Source organism: Scytonema sp. NUACC21, assembly GCF_054684315.1.
On record NZ_BAAFZH010000075.1, the window covers coordinates 37,894 to 60,784 of the forward strand.

Genomic DNA, 22,891 nt, shown 5'->3' on the forward strand with positions numbered 1-22,891 from the left:
CATCAACGCTGCTGCAAAATGAAAATTTATGGATTTTGATTACTACAGAAACAATGAAGGGGCTCCAAATAATAGCAATCGTCAAAGTTTACTGGAAAGTGGTTGGCGACCTTTCCACCGAGAGTTAGACTGGGAGTTTGTTTGGCATCTAGCACGTAACGATACAAAGGAATTTACTCAAAAAAGTTTGAATTTAGCTAGTGGAATTGCTGAGATTTTGGGACGTAATAATTATACTTGGTGGGCTAACTTACTAAATGTTGTTTCTGATAATACACGCTACGAGGTAGAAAAATTTTGGAACTATATCACCCCCGATCCTCTCTCTCCAGACCATCGTTATAAAGATGTGCTCAGTACGGAAACCCCTATAGTCCATTTTGTCAGCCGCAATAGCATACCTATTGATTATGTTCTCAATCGCCTCCAAGAAATTACCGTGTTGCGTGTTTTGGATTTATTGGGACGCCCTGATATTATTACACAGTATTATTTAGAACGGGAGTTTTATTTTCCAGTAGAAAAATTTGTTAGCTGGGAACGCTTGGATGTTATCAACACTGTCTATGCCTACTGGTCTGAGCACGATGTTTGGCTACAAGTCGATGCTTATGACAGGGGAAGACGGCAATATAGTATCATGGCGAAAAGCTTAGTGCCACTGATTAATAAAGCGACTTACGATTTAGCAGTTATGCTAAGTGGCTATCAAAGTCGTGTCGGTAAGGTACACAATCAATTCCCCATTCGTAGCTTTCCAGCAGACATTCAAAGCTTTACCGATACCGTACAGCAGGCAATTCTCAATCAGAAGCAGTTAGCTGTTTTGGTACATGGAGAACCAGGTACGGGTAAAACAGCTTGGACACAAGCAGTGGCAAAAGAAATCCTCATGCCTTTAGGGTATGTGATTTTTATTTTGGATCATGATGCGATCGCTAACTTTGTCCCTCCCACATACTTAGAAAAAATTTGTCTGATTGTTAATGAAGCTGATAACTTAGCACAAAATCGTGGAAGTGAAGTAGCGCAATACAGCAACAAAACCGAACACATTTTGAGCTTGTTAGATGGCACCGTATACCAAAGTGTGATTGAGGACACTGGTATTCAGATACAGCAGCAGTTGGTGATTTTGATGACGTGTAACACAACAGAAAGATTAGACCCTGCTATGTTACGGAAAGGCAGAGTAGATCTCATGTATGAGTTCACTCAGAAATTTGTCTAAAGTCATTTGTATTTGGGGAATGGCAGTTCATGTCACAGCATCATTCTGTCACTGTAACTGATATAGAAGCAGCAGCTAAGCGGTTGGCAGGTATTGCTCACCGCACCCCTGTGATTTCTTCAAGAACGGTTAGCGATCGCACGAATGCTAGAGTATTTTTCAAATGCGAAAACTTTCAGCGCACGGGGTCTTTTAAATTCAGAGGTGCATACAACGCACTATCACAGCTATCCGAAGAACAAAGACAAAAAGGTGTGCTTACCTTTTCATCTGGAAATCACGCTCAAGGAATCGCACTTGCCGGACAACTCCTAAAAATCCCCACCACAGTTGCCATGCCAGAGGATGCCCCAGCCGTTAAGTTAGACGCAACCCGTGGCTATGGTGCTGAAGTCATTTTGTATAACCGCAAGCAAACAAACAGGGAACAATTAGCTCAAACACTCTTACAGGAAAGGGGTTTGACATTAATTCCTCCTTACGACCATCCCCACATCGTAGCGGGACAGGGTACAACTGCCAAAGAACTCATAGAAGAAGTTGGGGACTTAGACTTGCTATTAGTGTGTTGCGGTGGTGGCGGATTGCTTTCTGGTTGCGCCATTGCAACCAAAGCAGTTTTACCCAACTGTCGGGTAATAGGAGTAGAACCAGCACTTGCCGATGATGCGACACGTTCCTTTCACACCAAAACCCTCCAAACTGTAGACAATCCCGATACCATTGCTGATGGTGCTCGTACTCCCTACTTAGGTAAAATTACCTTCCCACTGGTGCTGCAATACGTTGACGATATGGTCACAGTGTCAGAAGACGCCATTATTCGCACCATGTTCTTTTTATGGGAACGTCTTAAAATTGTCGTTGAACCAACTGGGGTGCTAGCAGCAGCAGCGCTGTTAGAAGGTGTAGTCAAAGCACCAGGGGCTAGGGTAGGTGTGATTATTACTGGTGGTAACGTGGATTTAGCGAAAGTGGGTCAATTATTTTTTAAGTAAGTCAGTATGAAGAAAAGTAACTGAAGGTTGTTATTGGTCATTTGTCCTTGGTCATTTGTCCTTGGTCATTTGTCATTGGTCATTTGTCATTGGTCATTTGTCATTGGTCATTTGTCATTGGTCATTTGTCCTTGGTCATTTGTCATTGGTTATTTGTCATTTGTCATTTGTCATTTGTCATTTGTAGGGTGGGCACTGCCCACCATATCTAATAATGTACGTAGTCATTAGTAGCACTGCCCACCATATCTAATAATGTACGTAGTCATTAGTAGCACTGCCCACCATATCTAATAATGTACGTAGCACTACCCACCACATATGGCTTTGGGCATGCATTAAAAATAAAAAGCCCCGCTGTTAACAAATCAAAACAGTAGGGGCAGTTATAATATTGATGTTTGTCCAATTTTTCAATCATTCAATTTTGTTAATTAATCTTCACCTGCTTGTAGATAGAACGTCATCAATAAAAGATATCTTCAAATTGTATTAAACGACACAATATTGTTTCCAATGAATTACTCTGTAGAACTTGTATTCATCTACACAAATAAAATTTACCTGAATTCCGACTTGTGCATGAGTTCTAACAACAGACAAATAAATCTCAAGAAAGGTTTGAGTATTGCTTAATTGAGACAATATTATTTAAGTAACCAAAATTATTGGTTTTAATTAAAATTTTTAGATTTTAAACATCTCTGTGGGGGTATGCTCTGTGAACTCTTCAACATTACGTTATCTCTGGTCTGTGATTGAAGAAACCCAGATCAGTACTCTGCTCAGGCTCGATGACACAGATTTGGTCAAGCAATTGTTAAAACAGCTTGACGCTAAGAAATTGCTTAGTAGTGAAGAAACTAACTCTGTGAGCACCTACCTTTACTCTAGAACTACATTAATCCGTGACTTAGCTCTTGCACGTTTATCACAATAAATCCAGTGTGTGGCGACCGTTAGTGGTGAGTGGTTAGTAGTTAGTAGAAACAATACAGTTGATTAAAATTTGTTTACATATAGCAGTGAATGATGATGAATTTGAGGTATGCAGCTTTCATTGTGCTGCTACGCTACATATGCACTCATTGACGCTTCTCACTTCTTGACTCCAGAAAAAGAGCAAGAATTTACAATTCTCCCCAATTGCTGCCGATGTAATTTTGTATCAGAGTCAGAAACAGGTTTCAACGGCAAATTTATCTGGGGTAAAAAAATGATGAGGATCAAAAAAGTTAGTCAAACCCGCCGTAACTTAATTAAGAATGCAGCATTAGCAGTTGCAGGAGTGGGAGTAGGTGCGGGGCTATCTCCTAAAAAAGCAGAAGCACAACCTCAAAAACCAGCAACCGCAGCATCGCCAGCACCATCCTCTCTCCCGCTTGCAGGCAAGGTCGCTTTAGTTACGGGTGCAGCGCGAGGAATTGGTCTTGCAACAGCTGTTGAGTTAGCGCGGCAAGGTGCAGATATAGCATTGCTTGATATCGCTCAACCACAAGGAGTTAAGAATATTCACAGCTACCGTCTGGCAAACCGTACAGAACTGATGTTATCGATGTTAACTTAACAGGCGTTGCCAATTCCATATGGGCAGTTATTCCACAGATGCAAAAGCAGAAAAGTGGCAGAATCATTGCTATCTCATCGATTGGGGGTCGCCAAGGTGTTGCTGGAGTAGCTAACCGCGACAAAGTGGGGCGTCATAGGTTTGGTCAAATCCGTGGCGCTGGAACTGGGGAAAGATAACATTACCGTTAATGCCGTTGCACCAGGAGTAGTTAAAATGATTGTGTGATTAATTCAGTAAATAGTTCGAGCACATGAAATTATCACGCCACGGGAACAGGGGAGGAAGACGTGAAAATGCGGCTTAGTTAAGCAATTTGGAATAATAAAGACACAATTACGATTCGTGTACCAAAAGTTCTTGCCACACAAGTTATGGAGCTAGCTCATTGTTAAGCAATATTTCGCCAACAGTGTCAATGCAGCTTTTACCCCTAGCTGTGCTGCACTCAAAGTTGGCTGTTGGCGTTCCAGTGCTTCATCTTCCAATCGCTGTGTCTTTAGCCGACCTAACATCTCTGCCAATGTCTCACACTGGAGGATTCGAATGGCGATGGTCTCCGACCGACCGCTTTGACGGCGCTTCAAATCTGTGCCATACCGCCATCGACAAACAGTTCGATGTTTTTTATCTGCCATTTGTAGTCGAGAAATTCGTTTTGAGAAACCTTAGCGAAAGCAGGGATTTCACACCAAAATTCGCCTTCTCGAAGATGGCGGTGTTTAAGAGTGTACGTCACTTATATTGTCTCCATTAAGAAATTATTTTTTGGATCTAATTAAGACAATATCATAAACAATCATACTCAGAAGCATTCGATTTTGTGATGTCCAAAAACACATTTATTTTTTCAAATAGAACAAATTAATGGGATGATATGAACAATATAAAATATCCCAAAAATCTTATAATGTATCCCTGGCTTTTAGATATTTTAAAAAGTCAATTTTCTGCTTACGATTTGACACCTATTGGTGTCAGCCTTACCCAAGGAATAAAAATCTCTGTGCTTTTTATCTCCGATCGCTTAGTGCTTGGCTAGTTTATTTTACGCTCGTTATCTAAAGTTTGCTTTTGCGGCTTTCCAGGTAGTAATGCCATAAAATTCTTGTAGCAACTGCACGCCACGGTCGCCAACTCTCTGCGATCGCTTCTAGTTCGTCTGGGGTTGGGCGTGCTGTCAAACCCTTAATTTTCTGCAAGGCTATAGCAAGCCCTAAATCACCTTTAGGGAAGACATCGGGATATTGTAGCGCCATTAGCAAGTAAATATCAACCGTCCAGTCTCCGATTCCTTTAATTCGCTTAAGTTCAGTTCGGATGGCAGTTTCATCCAATGTCTCTAGCTGAGTTAAATCAAGCTGACCATTAACGATCGCATTTGCCAGTGCATAACAGTATACAGTTTTTTGCCGACTAAACCCGATTTCCTTTAATTGAAGGTCATTGAATGTGAGAAAATTTTCCGGTGTCAGTGGTACGACCAGCAGACACAATCGCTCGAACACTGCTCTGGCTGCAGCTAGAGAGACCTGTTGTTCCAAAATAATGCGGAGAAGTGTTGGGAAACCAGGTTCTCTACTCCATATTGGTGGAGTGCCAAAAGTTTCTAAAATGTGGGCGAAATCGCGATCGCGATTGGCAAGCTCCATCAAACCACTGAGAAAACTTTCTTGTGATAAACACTCTAAGTTGGTAATCATAAAACGCGTAAAAGATTGATAATACCTGAAGCTACTAGATATAACCGCGACATGACTAATCTTATCGAATACGAACAAGCTAGTGATGAAGTCCGTTTGGTGTACGATGACATCCGCGCCACCCGCAAAACTGATTATATCAACAACTTTTGGAAAGCTTTAGCGAACCATCCTCCTACCTTACAGCGAACGTGGCAAGCGGTGAAAGAAGTTATGACGAGTCCCGGCGAACTCGATCCGCTGATGCGTGAGTTGATTTATATAGCTGTAAGTGTTACAAATGGTTGTGAGTACTGTATTGCCTCCCACACAGCCGGTGGGCGAGCAAAAGGCATGAGCGACCCCATGTTTGGCGAATTGATGGCGATCGTTGCTACAGCAAATATGACAAATCGCCTTGCAAACGGTTATAGGATTCCGGTGGATGAGCAGTTTAAAGTTTAAGATTGCAAGATGTGAATAAACAAAACTTTGCTTTAGAACATGAGGTATCAATGAAAGGACAACATAGTCTATTTGTCTGCACCACCTGTGCAAGTCAGTGGAAAGATGGAAAGCGTGTTGGTGAAAGTGGTGGAGAAAAGTTGTTAAAGATTCTAAAGCAACAGTGTCAGGGTTGGGAATTGGAAGAAGAATTTGCTATTCAACCCGTAGAGTGCATGAGTGCTTGCAGTCGTTCCTGTGCTATTTCCTTTGCTTCTATAGGAAAATATACTTATCTTTTCGGCGATTTATCACCCGATTTGTCACCTGTAGAAATTACTGGGGTATTAGAGTGCGCTAACAAGTACCACACTCATCCTCAAGGGTTGTTACCTTGGGCAGAACGACCGGAACCCCTGAAAAAAGGGATTGTAGCGAGAATTCCTCCTTTACTTACACCAAGCAACGAACAGTCGTTCTAAAAAACTTACAGCAGATTGCAACGCGGAGGAGGTACAGGTTGTTGTAAGGGCGAACAGCCGAGAGCCCCTACCTATGTACTTCATTTACCTGAAAAATGCTGTATCTAAATCACTCCCATCCAGTCGTATATGATGGAATGGGAGATTTCTTCTTTTAACAACCCCAAATAATTATCCAGGTTACAATACCAAAAAGTAAATCCTACTCTGAAAATCTGATAGAACGTAACACAGTGTGGCAGAAAATCATCCTAAAAGTGATTAATCAAACTGATAGTATTGCCACTAAGCCTAACTTCTACAAAGGTTGGCAAAAGTTTTTTGGAGAGGCAAGAACTCGAATTCTTCTCTGGTATGTATTAATTATAACGTTCATCTTTGTTGTTTCTATTCCTGCTTTTCGTCTATTCTTATATGCCCGTGTAGATGGGCGAGTTCGTGGGGAACTTCAGGCAAAAATGGAAACATTCAAAAAGTTGCTTGCCAGTAAAACCATACCTTACGAGATGAAAGCAGATTCTGAGGAGATAGACGATTCTCAAATCGGTCACGAGAGCAATGAGCATCTCAAATCTCCATCATCCATAGAAGAACTCAAAGATTTTTTCAGTATCTTTTTGTTTAACCAGTTGACTGAAGACGATTCGTACCTGATTGCATTCGTGAACGGAAAATTTTATAAGTCCAGCCCTAGAGGACGACCAAAACCAGTATTAGCAAAAGATTCGGAGTTAATGCAGCACTGGGCAAAACTCACTCACTCAGAACAAGGGGAAAAGCAAGTTTCAGATAGCTCCATTAACAGTATCATTTACATTGCAGAACCAGTCAAAATCAATGGGGCAACTGTTGGCGTCTTTGTGGTGGCTCATACAACAGCAGGTGAGCGTAGAGAAGTTCTAGAGGCTATAACAGTGATTGTCCAAGTCAGTAGTGTAGTTATGCTTGTGGCTTTGGTACTAGCTTGGGTCGCCTCTGGACGAGTCTTGGCTCCTCTTCGCTTGTTTGTAGCAACCACGCGCTCGATAGGGGAATGTGACCTGGAAAAACGTATTTCAGTCCAGGGAAAGGGTGAAATCGCAGAATTAGCAACTACTTTTAACGAGATGATGGACAGGCTGCAAGCAGCATTCATGAGTCAGCGGAATTTCATCAACGATGCCGGACATGAACTGCGAACTCCTATTACTATCATTCGGGGACATTTAGAATTAATGGAAGATGACCCACAAGAGATGCAAGAAACTCGAATACTGTTATTGGACGAGTTAGACCGCATGAGTCGATTTGTGGAAGATCTAATTTTACTAGCAAGAGCGGAACAAGCAGACTTTTTACAGCTAGAAAGGGTTGATGTAACTTCCATAACAGAGGAGTTATTTGCTAAAGCGAAAGCCCTGGGAAACCGCACCTGGCTTTTAGATGCAACTGCCACTGGTCAAATTATTGTAGATCGCCAACGCCTGACTCAGGCAGTTATGAATCTGGCACAAAATGCAGTTCAATACACAAAAAACGCTGATATTATAGCCATCGGATCTGTGATTGCAAGGGGTAAAGTCCATTTTTGGGTTCGAGATACTGGAGAAGGCATTGCTTTTTCCGACCAACAACGTATCTTTGAACGCTTTGCCCGTGCTGCAAATAGTCGTCGTCGTTCTGAAGGAGCAGGTTTGGGATTGTCGATTGTTAAGGCAATTGCTGAGGCTCACTTTGGTGAAGTGAAACTTCACAGCCAGCCAAGAAAGGGCGCAATTTTCACAATTGTTTTACCTATAGAACCACCTTCATTCCCACGAAACGCCTATGGCTCAAATTTTGATTGCTGAAGATGAACCTCGCATCGCTGCTTTTATTGAGAAAGGATTAAGGGCACATGGTTTTATGCCCTCCATTGCAACGGATGCTCAAGAAACCTTGACAATGGTTTTGGGTAATCACTTTGACTTGCTAATTCTCGATTTGGGGCTTCCAGGGCAAGATGGTTTGGAGGTTCTAGAACAAATTCGGGGACAGGGAGCACAGTTACCTGTTATCATACTCACCGCTCGTGATGATATCAATGATAAGGTGGCGGGGTTGGAGGGTGGTGCTGATGACTACATGACTAAGCCCTTCCGTTTTGAGGAACTTTTAGCACGGGTGCGAGTGAGATTGCGAAACCGCCAAACAACGCAAAGCCCGGAGGAAATGGTTCTTCAAATCAAGGGTATTGTTTTAGACTTGCGGACTCGCAAAGCACAAGTTGGCGATCGCACTATCGATCTAGCCACCCGAGAATTTACTCTAGCAGAAACTTTTTTTCGTCATCCCAATCAAGTCTTGAGTAGAGAACAACTTTTGGATCGGGTTTGGGGATATGACTACGACCCCGGTTCTAATATTGTTGATGTTTACGTTGGCTATTTGCGAAAGAAACTAGGCAGTGACCTCATTGAAACGGTTAGAGGTATGGGCTATCGCCTGCGAGAGTGATGGAGAACAGAAATCAGTGTTTACTATAGTACTGACTGGGCGATCGCATCTGCGGAATGTGGATTGGAGTAATTCATACTAGAGATTGATAATATTTTTCAAAAATTTTCCTATCATTTTTATTCAATTTGAATTAGTTTTAGGTATTGTTAGGTGTCTCAGCTTAGCTGTCACTCCAAAACAGCTAACACTTATTGCTATTTTTGTATTTTTTATACCTGCTTTTACATGACATGAATCAAATTTTGATTGTAGAAGATGAAGAGCGCCTTGCTGCTTTTGTTCAAAAAGGTCTGAAAAAAAATGGTTTTAACACCGCAGTTGCAGCAAATGGAGAACAGGCGATCGCCTTAACTCAAAGTAGCACTTTTGACTTGATACTTCTGGATTTAAACATACCTATCAAAGATGGCTTGACAGTGCTAAAAGAGCTACGAAATAACGGCCAACACTTACCAATTATCGTTGTGACAGCACTGACGGACGAGCGGGATAAAAAAGCTGCTTTCAAAGCAGGTGCTAATGACTATATCAATAAGCCCTTTAGCTTTCAAGATTTATTGGCAAGAGTACGAGTTCAACTGAGTTAGTTGAAGATTAAAGCTAAAAAACTCATGAGAACTATTTCATGAGAATTTTCTCATGTAAATTTCATGAACAACTCATCACTAGTTGTCAGTATGTGCATGGGTCAACTTTGCTGATGGCTGATAGCTGACACAAAACTCAGAGTATCGAGGGATATCAAACAATGAGGTTATTAGTTTATTCTCACGACGCCTTCGGTCTGGGAAATATTCGCAGAATGCTTGCGATTTGCGAACATCTGCTTGGAGAGATCGAAAACCTCTCCATTCTGCTGGTGTCTGGTTCACCAATGCTTCATGATTTTCGACTACCAAAGGGGCTAGATTACATCAAACTTCCCTGTTTGAACCGGGGACAAACAGGTAATGTAGCCGTCAAATACTTGGGGTGTAGCGTTGATGAAACAGTAAAGTTGCGTTCGGAACTAATACTATCAATCGTTAGAAATTATCAGCCCGATCTATTGTTGATAGATAAAAAGCCCTATGGTTTGAAAAACGAGTTAACTACAACCCTACAGTATTTGCAAACTACACTCTCCCACACCAAACTAATTCTGTTACTGCGAGATATTTTAGATAGTCCAGAAACAACGATCGCAGACTGGCAAAAGCACGGATATTATCAAGCTGTTGAAACGTTTTACGACCTTGTGTTAGTTGTAGGAACTCCAAAAGTTTTTGATGTCGTAAAAGAATATCAATTTCCGGCTTTTGTAGCGCAGAAAGTACGGTTCTGTGGCTATATTCGCCGTTCGTCTGAACTAAAAAGCCCTAATAGAATAAGACAAGAGTTGGGAATACAACCCAATGAGAAACTGATTTTAGTGACTCCTGGAGGAGGAGAAGATGGTTACCAGTTAATTAACACCTATTTATTAGGTTTAGCACTGCTACCAAAACACCACAACCTCAAAAGCCTCATTATTTGCGGTCCAGAGATGCCAGAAAAGCAAAAAAAAGTTTTATATCAAGAGGCAAAAAATTACTCCCATGTAGAAATTGGGGAATTTACAAATGACTTAACGAGCTATATTAACGCAGCGGATGCAATTGTTTCAATGGGTGGTTATAATACCGTTTGCGAAATAATATCCTTAAAAAAAACTGCTGTTATTGTGCCTCGCATTCAACCATCTAAGGAACAGTTGATACGAGCAGAGCGAATGGCAAATTTAGGTCTTTGCAAAACAATTCATCCAGAGGATATAAATTCAAAAATTTTAATAGAAGAGGTTTTGAATCAACTAGAACAACAGGCAATTTCATCCACGTTTACTCTCGATATGAACGCTTTGCCTGTAGTGAATCACTATATTTCTATGCTGGCATCTCAAACAGTTAAAGAACAAAAGCTGCAGAATTTTTATCAGAAAATAATGGTTAATTGTTAAGGAAAAATAAATAAAATTCCCTCTCTTTTATAAGGGTAGGGCTAGGAAGGGGTAAAACTGATACTAAAACCAGAGCCTGTTAGTTATTTCTGACTTGTATATACAATGAGTTAAACCTGCTCCTAGTAGGGCAACAAAAAATAGAGGATATTTCATGAAAAAAATATTGTTTTATTGCCAGTATTTAACAGGTATGGGACACCTTGTTAGAAGTACGGAAATAGTGCGAAGTTTGGTCAAAGAATTTAAAGTGTATTTTATCAATGGTGGTCCTCCTATTGAAGGCTTTAAAATTCCTACAGGTGTTGAAGCCATACATCTTCCGTCTCTATGGTTGGAGGATGGAAAATTCCAAATAGCTGACGGTTGCCAAAGTATTGAAGAAGTTAAACAGACTAGGAAAAATCAACTGATTGATGTTTGCGCTCAAATTCAGCCTGATTGTTTAATTACAGAGTTTTTCCCTTTTGGTAGACACAAGCTGTTCTTTGAATTGCTTCCTCTTCTAGAATACGTACAGATCGACTTACCTCATACAAAAATTGTTTGCAGTCTCAGAGATGTTATCGGTAGGGCTACCCTTTCTGAAGAAGCAGATACTATCTGTCAACTCGCAAACCAGTATTTTGATTTGATTCTAGTTCATTCAGACCCCAAATTTCAAACATTTGAAGTCAGCTTCCCCAGATACAAAGACCTCAAATGTCAAATTCAGTACACTGGATTTGTGGCGCAATTACCCTTGGAGAAAGTAGCAGAAGGTGATATTGCTTTAGCAACAATAGACAATGATAACCCAATAATTTTAGTCAGCGTTGGTGGTGGAAGATTGGGATATGAACTGCTAGAGTCCGCTATAGAAGCTGGTAGGATTTTAGAAAATAAAATTTCCCATAAGATTCAAATATTTACAGGTCCTTTTCTGCCAAACACCCAATTTTCACAGCTAGAGAAAGCAGCATTAAATCGAGGTAATGTTAACCTCCAAAGATACACTCCTCAATTACTAAACTATATGGAAAAGGCCGATCTTTCCATTAGCTTAACTGGATACAATACAACTATGAATATTCTCAGAACTGGTGTTCGTGCAATCGTAGTTCCTATCGGACATTATGACCGGGATATGGAGCAGTTATTCAGAACCAAAAAGCTAGAAGAAATGGGAATTGTAGAAGTTATTCATTTAAGCGATCTAGAACCTGTCAATCTTGCTCAGAGAATTATGATTTGTCTTAATAAAAAGAAACCAACAAATACTTACCACAATTTCGACTTAGAAGGTGCTCGAAACACTGCAAATTTCCTCAAAGAGTATCTCGACAAAACTTCTACTATTTGTGCTGCCTAAAGCATCAATACAGCCAACTCAAGGATGAAGAGTAAAGGATGAAGGATGAAGGATGAAGGATGAACAATAGGGAGAGATGGTGAATGGGTTATCGCTCTAACGAAAAAGATTTAAAGGTGGTTTTACCGGGGATACGGCGGGTTTTATTAAAGTTTTCGCCCTACATCCGCAAGCGGAAAGCCCTCTTTGCAGCGTCTTTCTTTGCACTACTCATTGAAACGGGATTTCGCCTATTGGAGCCTTGGCCTTTAAAATACATTTTTGACCAGATTCTCGTACCCGCTCACAACAACTCTTTAGGTATTATCAGCAAAGGTTTACCACCAATGGTACTACTCTCGTTGTTAGCCTTGGCAATGGTGGTCATTTCCGGGCTGACTAGCATAACTGCTTATTTAAGTACTTATGGTATTTCTTTGGCTGTTGTTCGGGTTTTGTCAGAAGTACGCGGCGATCTTTTTAGCCACATACAGCGTCTTTCCCTATCTTTTCACCAACAGTTTAAAAGCGGTGACTTAATTACTCGCGTGACAACTGATATTGAAAAGATGCGGATTGCAATCGTCAAAACTGTCCTACCTTTAGTGACTAATATTGTCACTCTTATTGGGATGTTGGCAGTCATGTTTTGGCTCAATTGGGAACTGGCACTGATGGCATTAACTATTTTCCCTTTATTTCTTTTTTTGACCACCCGTATTATTAGTCGTATTCGCAAGTTTGCTCGCAAACATCGCAATTCTGAAGGAGTTTTGGCTTCAACAACAGGTGAAACAATTGGTGCTATCAAGGTGGTACAAGTGCTTTCTCTCCATAATTTGTTAGAAAGCATCTTTTCAACGCAAAATAAAAAAAGTTTAGATGAAGTTACAGAATCTCTGAGATTGTCAGCAGCCCTCGAACGGACAGTGCAGGTGTTGACAGCAGTTATTATGGCTGTAGTTTTATGGCGGGGTTCGCAAGCAGTTTTACACAAAGCCCTCACCCCAGGCGAATTGTTGGTGTTTATCACCTATATGAAAAATGCCTTTGAACCGATGCGAAAACTCTCCAACCAGATAGGGCAAATTGCCAAAGCAACTGCTTCAGGTGAGCGAGTTGTTGAACTTTTAGAATATGAACCAAGTGTCAGGGATTTGCTAGGTTCAAAAGAAGCTCATCCTTTTTTTGGAGCAGTACGCTTTGAAGATGTGAGTTTTGCTTACTTACCAGATAAAAAAATATTAAAAGATATTAGCTTTGCGGTACAACCCGGTCAACAAGTAGGTGTTGTTGGACCATCAGGGAGTGGTAAGTCAACTCTGATCGGCCTTATCCTCCGCCTTTACGATCCTGTTGAAGGTCGAATTTTGATTGACGGGCAGGATATACGCGAGTATACTTTGGACTCTCTTCGCCAGCAAATTAGCACCGTTATGCAGGAGAGCATTCTGTTTGCTGTCAGTGTCCGGGAAAATATTGCTTACGGAAAATTAGGAGCAAGCGACCAAGAGGTGGAAAAAGCTGCTCGCCTTGCTAATGCCCATGATTTTATTATGGGCTTGCCCCAAGGCTATGACACAATCTTGAGCGAGCGAGGTGCGACTTTATCGGGTGGTCAACGGCAGCGGATTGCGATCGCTCGTGCTGCTATCCGTCAAGCCCCAATTGTCATTCTGGACGAACCAACCACAGGTTTGGACAATGCTAGCGAACGGGCTGTGAGTAAGGCACTAGAACGATTAACTCAACGGACAACATCGTTTCTTATTTCTCACAATCTTAGAGCGGTGGAACGCGCAGATATGATTCTCTATGTTGAAGACGGACGTATTTTAGAAAGTGGTACTCACCACGAACTCATGAATCTGGGCAATCGCTACGCAACTTTATATCAGTTACAAAATATTCTCAACAATGGCAGTAGTCGCAAAGGATTGATAATATGAAAATTGCATTTTTAGTTTGGCGATTTCCTGTTTTATCAGAAGCTTTCATTTTAAACCAAATCACCGGTCTTATAGATCGCGGGCATGAAGTTCGTATCTATGCCTTGAATGGGCCTCCAGCAAATGTTTCTAAAGTACATCCTACGGTAGAAGAATATTGCTTGCTCGAACGCACTTATTACCCCCCTACTAGACCAGATAATTATTTATGGCGTGTTCTCAAAGCCATTGCATTATTGCTTGCAAATCTAGATAAAGGCTCTTTGTCCTGTTTGCAATTGCTGAATATATTTAAATACGGTCGGCAAGTGACATCATTAAAGTGGTTTTATAGAGGAATATCTTTACTTAAAGACAGGTCATACGATATTATTCACTGCCAATTTGGAACTTTAGGTTCAATGGGATTAGTGTTTCGGCAAACGGGGTTACTGCAGGGCAAATTGATAACAACATTTCGCGGAATAGATATCAGTAGCTACGTTCAAGAACAAGGCGATCGCGTTTACGAAAAACTCTTCCAAGAAGGAGACTTTTTTCTCGCCAACTGTGATTTTTTTCGCAATCGAGCGATCGCATTAGGTTGCAATTCAAAAAAAATAGTTGTCCACGGTTCGGGAATTGATTGTAGTAAATTTACCTTCACCCCACGCTATTTACCTGATGACAAAAAAATACGGATTGCAACCACAGGTCGTCTGGTAGAAAAAAAAGGAATAGAATATGCCATTCGTGCTATTGCAAAACTACCGCATATAAACCAGAATATTGAGTACAACATCATCGGCGATGGTCTATTAAAAGAACATTTCCAAAACCTGATTGACGAACTCAACCTTAATAATATTGTCAAACTTTTAGGCTGGAAACAGCAGCAGGAAATTATTGATATTCTCAACGATTGCCATATTTTTATTGCGCCCAGTGTCACTGCATCAGATGGTAACCAAGATGCACCCGTCAACACGCTTAAAAGAAGGAGTCCTCCAACAAGGATGGAACCCAATGAGCCTTATGCCTTGGAACTTTAGAAAAGTTCTGTGGAATCCCGAACCGTTGGGTTCCTTCTTTGGTAAGGTTTGCTTGCAAGCTTGGCAACGAAATCCTAATGACTTCGGTCGCGAAGTTATGAAAATATTAGAAGAAAGGTTTGGTTGTGCCGACCTAGAAGAAGCACTTTCCGCACCTGTTGAAACGAAAGAGAAACAGTTAGTCACTATCTCTTAGAAAATGAGGGAGGGAGAATGGATAACTGAGTAACAGTTTATTACATTCAATTTCTCAAACTAGCTCATTTTCCCTCCCTCCTTCCCTCCTGCCCTCCCTCCCTCCTTCCTCTGCGTCATTTGATAAAATCACATGTTAGAAGGCTCAATTTTACAAAAACTAGAAACAGCTCATCGTCATAGTAAAAAGCCAATTCAATTCGGTGTTTACTACAAAAATACCTTAGTGTCTCTGTGCCATGCCTTAGAAGACCGCATCTTACAAGATGATGGTAAACCCCTAGTGATTACAGCCTTCCAACAAGGAAAGTGGTATCTACAAGAAGCCGAAAGATATGCAGACATAGCTAAAAAATCCCGCCAAATTACCATCATGGCAACCCCAGATAGTGGGTTCATGGAACACCCCACAAGCCAGTTGCCTAATGTCAGCTTGGTTTCATTAGACCAAACAGATCCAGTAGCACAGGAATGGCACCTGATTATCCTCTCAGGTGGATACACGGCAATGGTGATTTGTCAAGAGTTGTCAGAAGCAGATTACGGCTCCTCTGGACTACCAGCATCAGATATAGAACGCAAATTCTACGGTTTGTGGACATTTGAACCAGAGTTGGTACGGCAAACAGCAGAACTGGCGATCGCCCACATTGAAGGCTACAATGGGGAGTTGGCAAAAAAACTCAAGTCCCACATAGAAGAAATTCAGCCCAATCTCGGGGCACTAGAGAATTTGAGTGCAGTTACCTCCCTGGTCGTAGATTATCTCCAAAACGGACAAGTCAATATATCCGTCCCGACAACCACTCGCCATCAAGCACTAGATCGCAATTTGGTTTCTAACGAAATTCAAGCATTTTTGCGGATGGCACAAATTGTTGATAGCGCTGATGTCAACAACCCAATGGCAGCAGCAGAAGTTGTGGCACTCGCAGAAACAATAGGACAACTTCTAGATCTTCCGGCATGGCAAATGAAACGACTGCGCCTTGCAGGTTGGTTGCACCGTATAGATCCATTACAACGGGCAGAAAGTATTCTTCCTCCAGGAACTCATACTCGCTACGAACAAGAAGCACCTAGCTGTCCTCTGACTTGTCCCCTAGTACCGGGAACACAAGTTCTGCGAAGAATGCCAAGGTTGAGAGCGATCGCACAAATTATTACACACCAAACTGAGTGGTGGGATGGTACGGGAGAACCAGCAGGACTGGCTGGGGATGAAATTCCTCTAGAGTCAAGAATTCTATCCCTAGTCGCAGATTTCCAGTGGCGGGTTAACAAGAAAAGGACATTGAACCCCGACCGAGAAGACATATATACCCAAGCCCTGGAGGAATGCAGCCAACTCCAATCGCACCGCTTTGACCCTAAACTTGTAGATACCCTAACTATATTAGTTATGGGCTTAAAGCAGGGACTCGACTTACCTCAGATAACACCCAAAGTTAGCAGTGGTGTGTGGTTGCTAGATAGTAACCTAGATAGCGAGACTAAGACAAGCAAGCACACGAGCAGCTACGGAAAATAGTATCACCCAAAGAGAACTAGGCAAAACGAAGTCATTCGTAGTTAATTGGAGTAATTCGATTAACTGACTTCACCAGACTCAGCATAGAACTGTTTGTTCTATGTTATCCCAACGGGATAGCCAGTAGCCTGGGCGTGGGTCACCGTAGGCACTGAACTCACCGCAAGGATTTTAGCCCGCTTTTAAATAATGTGACGCAAAACAAGATCGGCAACTTTGGGTCTTTGGGCGATCGATGAAGTAGGTGGGTGAAAAGAAAATCATCTTAAACCCATACAAAGGACAAATGACTAGTGAAAAAGGACAGTATTAGATGAATATAGAAGAAATTCGTTCGGGAAAACTCAAGCAACTACCTGGTGCTTGTTTAGAAGACGAAGATTTATCAAATGTTGATTTACACCGCATTAATTTAGCTGGTGCAAACCTGATTGGCGTCAATTTTACAGGTTCTAGACTTGAGGGCGGGCATTTAGAAGGCGCTAATTTAATGGGAGCAATTCTTGTAGAAACTGACTTGCGGGCAAACCTGATGGGAGCAAATTTGATGCAAGCGGACTTAACAGAAGCCGACTTGCGGGGTAGCAACCTGAGGGGCGCTAATTTAATGGGTGCAAAATTGAGTGAAGTTTCTTGTGCTGGGGCTTTTTTAAATGGTGCCAATTTGATGAATGTTAATTTACAAGGTGTTGACTTTCGAGGGGCTGATTTGCGTGGTGCAAATTTAACTGGGGCAAATCTCAAAGGAGCGGATTTAAATCGCGCAGATTTACAAGGGGCATTATTGAGTGAGGCAAATTTAGAAGAAACTGATTTAAGAGGGGCGAATTTGAGCGGTGCAAATTTAACTGGGGCAAATTTACTGTGTGCTGAATTAGAAGGTGCCATTTTGAGCGGTATTAATTTAGACAGGGCTTGTTTGATAGGAACAGTGGCTGAAAAAGCGGGTTAGTGGCGAGAAAGTTGCTCCAAAAAGTGTATTTTTTGCAAACAGTAAGAAGGCTTTATCATTTGTCCGTAATGGTACGGTACTAATATTCCAGCCAAAATGTTATCAATCCAACATACAACAAATGATATTTAAGCATCTATCCAAAAGAAAATGATATCCTCAGAAACAGCGAGTCAAATTCTGGGATTGCGATCGCAGCAAGATACACTACAGCAGCTAGAAGCAAGCCATAATTTGCTAAAAGCTCTCACTGTCGCCCAGTCTCAATTCATTGTGGATGCCAACCCACACGTTCTATTTGAGAATTTATTAGAAAATCTTTTAGAACTGACGCAAAGCGAATACGGTTTTATTGGAGAGGTTATTTACGCAGACAATGGTCAACCTCAATTAGAAGCACACATGAAAGTACGAGGTAAATCTTACCTCAAAACTCACGCTATCACAAACATTTCCTCGAATGAAGAGACACGCACCTTCTATGAGGAAAATGCACCTAAGGGAATGGAATTTCACAATCTAAAAACTCTTTTCGGTGCTGTCCTCGTCACAGGCAAACCTGTAATTTCCAACGTAGCCACAGACCCTCACCGGGGAGGAATACCAGACGGTCATCCACCCTTAAATTCATTTCTGGGCTTGCCGTTTTTCTATAAAGACAACCAATTAGTAGGCATGGTCGGAATTGCTAACCGTCCTGATGGTTATGATGAGTCATTAATAACCTACTTGGAACCATTTTTGGCAACCTGTAGCAATGTCATAGCCGCCCACCGAAACGATTTACGCCGACAACAGGCAGAAACTGCATTACTTCAACGCACAATAGAACTTCAGCAGGTACTCGACCAGTTGTTACAGGAAGTCGTTGAACGCAAACAGGTAGAAAATGCTTTGCGTGAAAGCGAAGCGCGAGAACGTCAAAAAGCAATGCAGCTACAAGAGACGATAGAAGAACTAAAGCGCACTCAAAGTCACTTGGTTCAAACAGAGAAAATGTCTAGTTTGGGTCAATTGGTAGCTGGTATCGCTCACGAAGTTAACAACCCCATCAATTTTCTTTGTGGTAATTTGAATTATGTGATTGACTATACCAAAAGTTTGCTTGCTCTAATTGAGAAATACCAAGAGTATAATCCGAACCCAAACTTAGAAATCAAAGCTTTGATACAACAAGTGGATCTCGATTTCTTAAAGGAAGACCTGCCAAAAGTTATATCTTCGATGAAATCAGGGGCTGAACGAATTCAAGATATTGTTTTGTCACTGCGGACTTTTTCTCGATTAGATGAAGCGATTATCAAAACTGTTAACATTCACCAAGGATTAGATAGCACGCTGCTCATGTTGCAACACCGACTGCAGCCAACAACCAAACGCCCAGAAATTCAAATTATTAAACTTTATGACAGCAACTTACCTCGGGTTAGGTGTTATGCTAGTCAGTTAAATCAAGTGTTTATGAACCTGCTGGTGAATGCCATTGATGCTCTGGAACAGAAGCTTGAAAGAGCAAATAAAGCAGGAGAAAATTTTTTACCTCAAATTCAAATTCGTACTGAATTACTAGATGGTGAAAAAGTGGCTATTTATGTTACTGATAATGGTATTGGCATTTCGGAGGCAATAAAGCAACGTATCTTTGACCCTTTCTTCACAACTAAGTCCGTTGGCAAAGGCACGGGGCTGGGTTTGTCTATCAGCCATCAAATTATAGAAAAACATCAAGGTGAATTGCGCTGTATCTCGGTACTGGGGCAGGGTACGGAATTTATGATTAAAATTCCTCTGTCGCAACCTGAAATATAGAGGTATTACCAATTTTTATGATATCAAGTCCGGTTAATTAGTTATGATTAAACAATTTGTACAAAAACCAAAAAACTCGCTCCCCCTCTCCCTCTCCCCCCCTCTCCCCCTCTGCCTTAATGATAAGTCTTTACCCGGACATGATATGACCCCCCAATCTACTTGCCCTTCCCCTTATCCAAAATGCCAACACAACCAATAATAGCAAGCCCATCAACCCAGCTAGGGGATTCTTATTTACACCAGTTACCCAATCTGGTACCTGTCCGGAATATGTAATTAAATTCCCGACATTAATAATGTAATATCCCCAAGCCAAACCGCCATGCAATCCCATTGCTAAACCCAGGCGTCCTCTACGCCAGCGCTTACTCCATACCTGCGTTAAGCCAAGCAGAACCAACGCGGGAAATTGAGGAAGTGTATGAATAATTGCCTCTATTGGCTTAATAAAATGCAATACAGCAAAAACCACTCCATTTATCCAAAGGCTGAGACTTGGACTGTAATCCCGTTGCAACTCATCAAGCAACCAACCTCGGAAAAACAGTTCTTCGGCAAATCCTATACCTAAGCCTATAATGAAACCTTCTAAAACTATTTTTAATAAAAAAATGTTGGGCTGTTGCCAAACCAACCAACCTAAAACACCTTCTATTCCAAACAAAATTAAAACACTAATGACTCCGATCGCCAAACCGCGTAACAAATCCACACCATTGTGTCTTGTAAATTCCAAGCCATAGTGCTGCAGTATTTGAGGTTGACCGTAAATGTGCTTGCCCCACAGCCCAATCAAAATCAGAAACTCAACGTATAGCAACACCATTGTCACTATACTAACTAAGTTGGTATCACTAACCAATAAGTAAAAAGGTGCAGCTAGGGGCAACCACAGGGCTAGCAAACAAATCACAAAACAACCCAGCCTAATAGGGGCGGGGCGCTGTGACAACCGATGAAGTTCCGTTTTTAACAACTGTTGTTTTCTACTCTTCAGGTTCTATTGTGCTAATCAAACCATGATTTTTCAAGGTTTCACAATAGAACTCAGCATGCTCTTGAGCACAGGTAATGACTAAAGCAAGACCATTGGTGTGTGCTTCCATCATAATACTGACAGCCTGAGGCTGGGTAAGGTGAGGCACTGTGGTCAGTAGAACTTGAACGACATACTCCATAGCGTTGTAGTCGTCGTTATGGAGCAAAACTTTATATCGAGGCGCTAGCTTGCGCGATGTTGAACGCTTTTCTAGGGTTTCGACAGACACGGCTCTTTGCTCTTATTTTAGTGATTTACTACAACAAACTTATCTAACGATTGCTTAAGACTTATTAACCTATTGTATAGCATGGACACGTCGATCTCGGCGCAGTCAAAATTTTTGCTGGCACGAATTTGGTCATTTTAAGGGCAGTTGTTGCACAATCGTAGTGAAAGAGGTTTTAGAGCAAATTTTGCTATTCCAGCATCACTATGGACATCAGCCCAAACTTTCAACCAGGTCAAATTGTGTGTTTAGAGCATGGCGACAGGAGGCTGTATGCAGAAGTTATTCAAGTGGTGCCTTCCCGTGATTTATGCTGGGTGCGTCCTTTACTGTTAGCCGCTTTTACCCAAGACCCACCACTAGTAACTGACTTGCGAGAGGCTTCTGACTTGCTTTGGTCTCTTGGCTTATTTCAAAGTGCTTTGGATGTGGAAGTTATTGGTCTGTTAAGTCAGGTTCTGGGAAAAGAACCAAAACCCGAACTAGACTCTTTTGCCAAGCAGCAACTCAATCAATTTATTCACCAAATTTGGCACTCGCAGAAAAATAGTTCTTAAGCTGTTGCGCTTTTAATTTGCACGGGCGTCCTCGCCCGTCCAATTTGGCACAATGTCAGCAGAACAACTCAGTCCTTTTTCCCATACCACTTTCGGAAGAGCTGCTTTGTGGAAATATAAAGTCTTTCTTACGAGAAAATACCTAGAAGAGGTGGTGATGCCAAGATGAATTAATATAGATGTGCATCACCATAACTGTTAAAACAATTATACGTAAATTTAATATAAGGTATTTTAATAAGTTATATTAAATGCTAGGAACTAATTGAACGCGTCCGGCGTCCATCTCTGCCATAAGTAATTCTAAAGCTTCGTAGTCAACGTCAGATATATAACCCCTTTGGGTCAACTCTAAGTTAATTTCGTTTTCTATCTCTGGAGTTAGTTTTTTTATGTCAAGAGCTTTTTCTACTAAAAGACGAATAGAGTATCTGGCTTTCATATCAAGATAAACCAATTGTTTTATATTGTTATTATCCAAGGTTATATTTGGGACGAAAAGCGATCGAAAACCCTATTGTGCTGCGATCGAGATCACAGCTTTTTGGAAATTCAGTTCAGCTAAAAGCAGCAATCTTTATAAAGAATTGTATATAGCTTGATAGTTATAGAATGAAATATTTTGTCATATTGAAAGAAAACGTGAATACCCATAGCAAGGAATGTTTGTATGTTAACAGTTGTTGGTGTCAAAACCCCGTTAGCTGCAAAATACTGGGGTTTTCATCTCAATGAACGATTGAAGTTTGCCATGACTAGATGAGATTTCAAGCAAAGCAAGTCAAAAAACAGTTTTATCTTATAAGATACGCTTTTAAGCTATATACCTGAAGTTAGTGATTTGATAAGTCAAAATGTATAACCGAACACAGATTTCTCAGATTTGAAACAATCTTTAAACAGAAAGGCGATGGCAATAAAGATTCGGCAAAGATTCAGCAAAGAGACGTAAGACGAATGGTCGATGTGAGGAAAAAAGGATTATGGTCAAATACATCTAACTTTAAAATTACTTGGCTTAAACTAAGGATGTCACAATGCTGGCAATAGATTATCCGAAAATTACAGTTATTCACCCACAAGGCAGTTTAAATGGAACAAAAGCTCTTGAGTTTGAAAAAGACCTGAGAAATACTTTAACAAAAGATGATGTTTCTATCTTGCTAGTGGATTTAAAATATGTAGAATCGTTAGATTGCTCGGGGTTGATGGCCATGGTGGCTGCGCTTAAACAAGCTCAGACAATTGGAAAGCGCTTTAGCCTTTGCTCTGTTTCCCCATCCCTGAGAATGATTTTTGAGCTAACTCAACTAGATAGGGTTTTTGAAATATTTGATGGTGAAGCCGCGTTTAAAGCTACCTGCCCACCTTTAGAAGCAGCAACACTGGTGTGTGCCTGAGAATGT

General features: G+C 41.2%; 25 protein-coding genes and 2 pseudogenes. 22 read left to right on the plus strand and 5 right to left on the minus strand.

Going from position 1 to position 22,891, the window contains the following annotated elements:
• Positions 1-28 precede the first annotated feature (28 nt).
• The 6 genes from ACYRY3_RS15230 (at position 29) to ACYRY3_RS15255 (ending at position 4,024) form a co-directional block, all read left to right on the plus strand.
• On the plus strand, positions 29-1,231 hold the full coding sequence (locus ACYRY3_RS15230) for an AAA family ATPase (protein ID WP_460202483.1): 1,203 nt from the start codon (positions 29-31) through the stop codon (positions 1,229-1,231).
• 29 nt (positions 1,232-1,260) lie between these two features.
• Positions 1,261-2,229 (plus strand): threo-3-hydroxy-L-aspartate ammonia-lyase, encoded by a 969-nt coding sequence (locus tag ACYRY3_RS15235; protein WP_460202484.1) that lies wholly within the window; start codon positions 1,261-1,263, stop codon positions 2,227-2,229.
• Between the two features lie 706 nt (positions 2,230-2,935).
• Complete coding sequence (locus tag ACYRY3_RS15240) at positions 2,936-3,169, plus strand: hypothetical protein (protein WP_460202485.1); 234 nt, start codon at positions 2,936-2,938, stop codon at positions 3,167-3,169.
• Positions 3,170-3,277: 108 nt separating this feature from the next.
• Entirely contained in the window at positions 3,278-3,796 is a 519-nt protein-coding gene (locus ACYRY3_RS15245; protein WP_460202486.1) for an SDR family NAD(P)-dependent oxidoreductase, read from the plus strand.
• Positions 3,797-3,834: 38 nt separating this feature from the next.
• On the plus strand, positions 3,835-3,975 hold the full coding sequence (locus ACYRY3_RS15250) for a hypothetical protein (RefSeq protein ID WP_460202487.1): 141 nt from the start codon (positions 3,835-3,837) through the stop codon (positions 3,973-3,975).
• Positions 3,950-4,024 (plus strand): hypothetical protein, encoded by a 75-nt coding sequence (locus ACYRY3_RS15255; protein ID WP_460202551.1) that lies wholly within the window; start codon positions 3,950-3,952, stop codon positions 4,022-4,024. The genes ACYRY3_RS15250 and ACYRY3_RS15255 overlap by 26 nt, the downstream gene beginning before the upstream one ends.
• Positions 4,025-4,176: 152 nt before the next feature.
• Here ACYRY3_RS15255 and ACYRY3_RS15260 read toward each other — a convergent pair whose 3' ends face one another.
• Positions 4,177-4,434: a hypothetical protein gene (locus ACYRY3_RS15260; protein WP_460202488.1), complete on the minus strand. Its 258-nt coding sequence runs from the start codon at positions 4,432-4,434 to the stop codon at positions 4,177-4,179.
• 272 nt (positions 4,435-4,706) lie between these two features.
• Here ACYRY3_RS15260 and ACYRY3_RS15265 point away from each other — a divergent pair, with 272 nt between their 5' ends.
• Positions 4,707-4,838, plus strand: a complete 132-nt coding sequence (locus ACYRY3_RS15265) for a hypothetical protein (protein WP_460202489.1) — start codon at positions 4,707-4,709, stop codon at positions 4,836-4,838.
• Between the two features lie 19 nt (positions 4,839-4,857).
• Here the strand turns inward: ACYRY3_RS15265 and ACYRY3_RS15270 are convergent, their stop codons facing one another.
• Positions 4,858-5,499, minus strand: a complete 642-nt coding sequence (locus tag ACYRY3_RS15270) for a DNA-3-methyladenine glycosylase family protein (RefSeq protein WP_460202490.1) — start codon at positions 5,497-5,499, stop codon at positions 4,858-4,860.
• Positions 5,500-5,550: 51 nt separating this feature from the next.
• Between ACYRY3_RS15270 and ACYRY3_RS15275 the strand changes: the two genes are divergently transcribed.
• From ACYRY3_RS15275 to ACYRY3_RS15335, 13 genes and pseudogenes are all read left to right on the plus strand, one after another.
• Positions 5,551-5,943 (plus strand): carboxymuconolactone decarboxylase family protein, encoded by a 393-nt coding sequence (locus ACYRY3_RS15275; protein WP_460202491.1) that lies wholly within the window; start codon positions 5,551-5,553, stop codon positions 5,941-5,943.
• Between the two features lie 50 nt (positions 5,944-5,993).
• Entirely contained in the window at positions 5,994-6,404 is a 411-nt protein-coding gene (locus ACYRY3_RS15280) for a DUF1636 domain-containing protein (RefSeq protein ID WP_460202492.1), read from the plus strand.
• A 257-nt stretch (positions 6,405-6,661) separates the two neighbouring features.
• Positions 6,662-8,233: a sensor histidine kinase gene (locus tag ACYRY3_RS15285; RefSeq protein ID WP_460202493.1), complete on the plus strand. Its 1,572-nt coding sequence runs from the start codon at positions 6,662-6,664 to the stop codon at positions 8,231-8,233.
• Positions 8,211-8,879: a response regulator transcription factor gene (locus ACYRY3_RS15290; RefSeq protein WP_460202494.1), complete on the plus strand. Its 669-nt coding sequence runs from the start codon at positions 8,211-8,213 to the stop codon at positions 8,877-8,879. Before ACYRY3_RS15285 ends, ACYRY3_RS15290 begins: the two co-directional genes overlap by 23 nt.
• Before the next feature lie 233 nt (positions 8,880-9,112).
• Positions 9,113-9,469: a response regulator transcription factor gene (locus tag ACYRY3_RS15295; RefSeq protein WP_460202495.1), complete on the plus strand. Its 357-nt coding sequence runs from the start codon at positions 9,113-9,115 to the stop codon at positions 9,467-9,469.
• Between the two features lie 161 nt (positions 9,470-9,630).
• Positions 9,631-10,860 (plus strand): glycosyltransferase family protein, encoded by a 1,230-nt coding sequence (locus ACYRY3_RS15300; protein ID WP_460202496.1) that lies wholly within the window; start codon positions 9,631-9,633, stop codon positions 10,858-10,860.
• Positions 10,861-11,014: 154 nt separating this feature from the next.
• Entirely contained in the window at positions 11,015-12,211 is a 1,197-nt protein-coding gene (locus tag ACYRY3_RS15305) for a glycosyltransferase family protein (RefSeq protein ID WP_460202497.1), read from the plus strand.
• Between the two features lie 83 nt (positions 12,212-12,294).
• The gene (locus ACYRY3_RS15310) at positions 12,295-14,139 is read left to right on the plus strand and encodes an ABC transporter ATP-binding protein (protein WP_460202498.1); all 1,845 of its coding nucleotides are present in this window, start codon (positions 12,295-12,297) and stop codon (positions 14,137-14,139) included.
• Positions 14,136-15,113: pseudogene (locus ACYRY3_RS15315) on the plus strand (glycosyltransferase); the annotation flags it as partial. The gene ACYRY3_RS15310 and the pseudogene ACYRY3_RS15315, both read left to right, overlap by 4 nt.
• A pseudogene (locus ACYRY3_RS15320) lies at positions 15,112-15,366 on the plus strand (photosystem II high light acclimation radical SAM protein); the annotation flags it as partial. The pseudogenes ACYRY3_RS15315 and ACYRY3_RS15320, both read left to right, overlap by 2 nt.
• Positions 15,367-15,498: 132 nt before the next feature.
• Positions 15,499-16,896, plus strand: a complete 1,398-nt coding sequence (locus ACYRY3_RS15325) for a DICT sensory domain-containing protein (protein ID WP_460202499.1) — start codon at positions 15,499-15,501, stop codon at positions 16,894-16,896.
• Positions 16,897-17,209: 313 nt separating this feature from the next.
• Complete coding sequence (locus tag ACYRY3_RS15330) at positions 17,210-17,848, plus strand: pentapeptide repeat-containing protein (RefSeq protein ID WP_460202500.1); 639 nt, start codon at positions 17,210-17,212, stop codon at positions 17,846-17,848.
• 150 nt (positions 17,849-17,998) lie between these two features.
• Positions 17,999-19,657 (plus strand): ATP-binding protein, encoded by a 1,659-nt coding sequence (locus tag ACYRY3_RS15335; protein WP_460202501.1) that lies wholly within the window; start codon positions 17,999-18,001, stop codon positions 19,655-19,657.
• A 130-nt stretch (positions 19,658-19,787) separates the two neighbouring features.
• Here ACYRY3_RS15335 and ACYRY3_RS15340 read toward each other — a convergent pair whose 3' ends face one another.
• The gene (locus tag ACYRY3_RS15340; RefSeq protein WP_460202502.1) at positions 19,788-20,636 is read right to left on the minus strand and encodes a CPBP family intramembrane glutamic endopeptidase; all 849 of its coding nucleotides are present in this window, start codon (positions 20,634-20,636) and stop codon (positions 19,788-19,790) included.
• A 10-nt stretch (positions 20,637-20,646) separates the two neighbouring features.
• Complete coding sequence (clpS, locus tag ACYRY3_RS15345) at positions 20,647-20,928, minus strand: ATP-dependent Clp protease adapter ClpS (RefSeq protein ID WP_460202503.1); 282 nt, start codon at positions 20,926-20,928, stop codon at positions 20,647-20,649.
• Between the two features lie 206 nt (positions 20,929-21,134).
• Between clpS and ACYRY3_RS15350 the strand changes: the two genes are divergently transcribed.
• Positions 21,135-21,485 carry a hypothetical protein gene (locus ACYRY3_RS15350; protein WP_460202504.1) on the plus strand — a complete coding sequence of 117 codons (351 nt, stop codon included), beginning with the start codon at positions 21,135-21,137 and terminating at the stop codon, positions 21,483-21,485.
• Between the two features lie 247 nt (positions 21,486-21,732).
• Here the strand turns inward: ACYRY3_RS15350 and ACYRY3_RS15355 are convergent, their stop codons facing one another.
• Positions 21,733-21,927, minus strand: a complete 195-nt coding sequence (locus ACYRY3_RS15355; RefSeq protein WP_460202505.1) for a hypothetical protein — start codon at positions 21,925-21,927, stop codon at positions 21,733-21,735.
• A 595-nt stretch (positions 21,928-22,522) separates the two neighbouring features.
• Here ACYRY3_RS15355 and ACYRY3_RS15360 point away from each other — a divergent pair.
• On the plus strand, positions 22,523-22,885 hold the full coding sequence (locus ACYRY3_RS15360) for an STAS domain-containing protein (RefSeq protein WP_460202506.1): 363 nt from the start codon (positions 22,523-22,525) through the stop codon (positions 22,883-22,885).
• Positions 22,886-22,891 lie beyond the last annotated feature (6 nt).

What these genes read in the sequence shown, in the direction of transcription:
- ACYRY3_RS15250 (WP_460202487.1), top strand. Translation starts at nt 3,835, where the DNA reads ATGCAAAAGCAGAAAAGTGGCAGAATCATTGCTATCTCATCGATTGGG.
- ACYRY3_RS15275 (WP_460202491.1), top strand. Translation starts at nt 5,551, where the DNA reads ATGACTAATCTTATCGAATACGAACAAGCTAGTGATGAAGTCCGTTTG.
- ACYRY3_RS15300 (WP_460202496.1), top strand. Translation starts at nt 9,631, where the DNA reads ATGAGGTTATTAGTTTATTCTCACGACGCCTTCGGTCTGGGAAATATT.
- ACYRY3_RS15290 (WP_460202494.1), top strand. Translation starts at nt 8,211, where the DNA reads ATGGCTCAAATTTTGATTGCTGAAGATGAACCTCGCATCGCTGCTTTT.
- ACYRY3_RS15335 (WP_460202501.1), top strand. Translation starts at nt 17,999, where the DNA reads ATGATATCCTCAGAAACAGCGAGTCAAATTCTGGGATTGCGATCGCAG.
- ACYRY3_RS15235 (WP_460202484.1), top strand. Translation starts at nt 1,261, where the DNA reads ATGTCACAGCATCATTCTGTCACTGTAACTGATATAGAAGCAGCAGCT.
- ACYRY3_RS15295 (WP_460202495.1), top strand. Translation starts at nt 9,113, where the DNA reads ATGAATCAAATTTTGATTGTAGAAGATGAAGAGCGCCTTGCTGCTTTT.
- ACYRY3_RS15350 (WP_460202504.1), top strand. Translation starts at nt 21,135, where the DNA reads ATGGACATCAGCCCAAACTTTCAACCAGGTCAAATTGTGTGTTTAGAG.
- ACYRY3_RS15325 (WP_460202499.1), top strand. Translation starts at nt 15,499, where the DNA reads ATGTTAGAAGGCTCAATTTTACAAAAACTAGAAACAGCTCATCGTCAT.
- ACYRY3_RS15265 (WP_460202489.1), top strand. Translation starts at nt 4,707, where the DNA reads ATGTATCCCTGGCTTTTAGATATTTTAAAAAGTCAATTTTCTGCTTAC.
- ACYRY3_RS15305 (WP_460202497.1), top strand. Translation starts at nt 11,015, where the DNA reads ATGAAAAAAATATTGTTTTATTGCCAGTATTTAACAGGTATGGGACAC.
- ACYRY3_RS15270 (WP_460202490.1), bottom strand. Translation starts at nt 5,499, where the DNA reads ATGATTACCAACTTAGAGTGTTTATCACAAGAAAGTTTTCTCAGTGGT.
- ACYRY3_RS15330 (WP_460202500.1), top strand. Translation starts at nt 17,210, where the DNA reads ATGAATATAGAAGAAATTCGTTCGGGAAAACTCAAGCAACTACCTGGT.
- ACYRY3_RS15360 (WP_460202506.1), top strand. Translation starts at nt 22,523, where the DNA reads ATGCTGGCAATAGATTATCCGAAAATTACAGTTATTCACCCACAAGGC.
- ACYRY3_RS15230 (WP_460202483.1), top strand. Translation starts at nt 29, where the DNA reads ATGGATTTTGATTACTACAGAAACAATGAAGGGGCTCCAAATAATAGC.
- ACYRY3_RS15260 (WP_460202488.1), bottom strand. Translation starts at nt 4,434, where the DNA reads ATGGCAGATAAAAAACATCGAACTGTTTGTCGATGGCGGTATGGCACA.
- ACYRY3_RS15280 (WP_460202492.1), top strand. Translation starts at nt 5,994, where the DNA reads ATGAAAGGACAACATAGTCTATTTGTCTGCACCACCTGTGCAAGTCAG.
- ACYRY3_RS15355 (WP_460202505.1), bottom strand. Translation starts at nt 21,927, where the DNA reads ATGAAAGCCAGATACTCTATTCGTCTTTTAGTAGAAAAAGCTCTTGAC.
- ACYRY3_RS15310 (WP_460202498.1), top strand. Translation starts at nt 12,295, where the DNA reads ATGGGTTATCGCTCTAACGAAAAAGATTTAAAGGTGGTTTTACCGGGG.
- ACYRY3_RS15245 (WP_460202486.1), top strand. Translation starts at nt 3,278, where the DNA reads ATGCAGCTTTCATTGTGCTGCTACGCTACATATGCACTCATTGACGCT.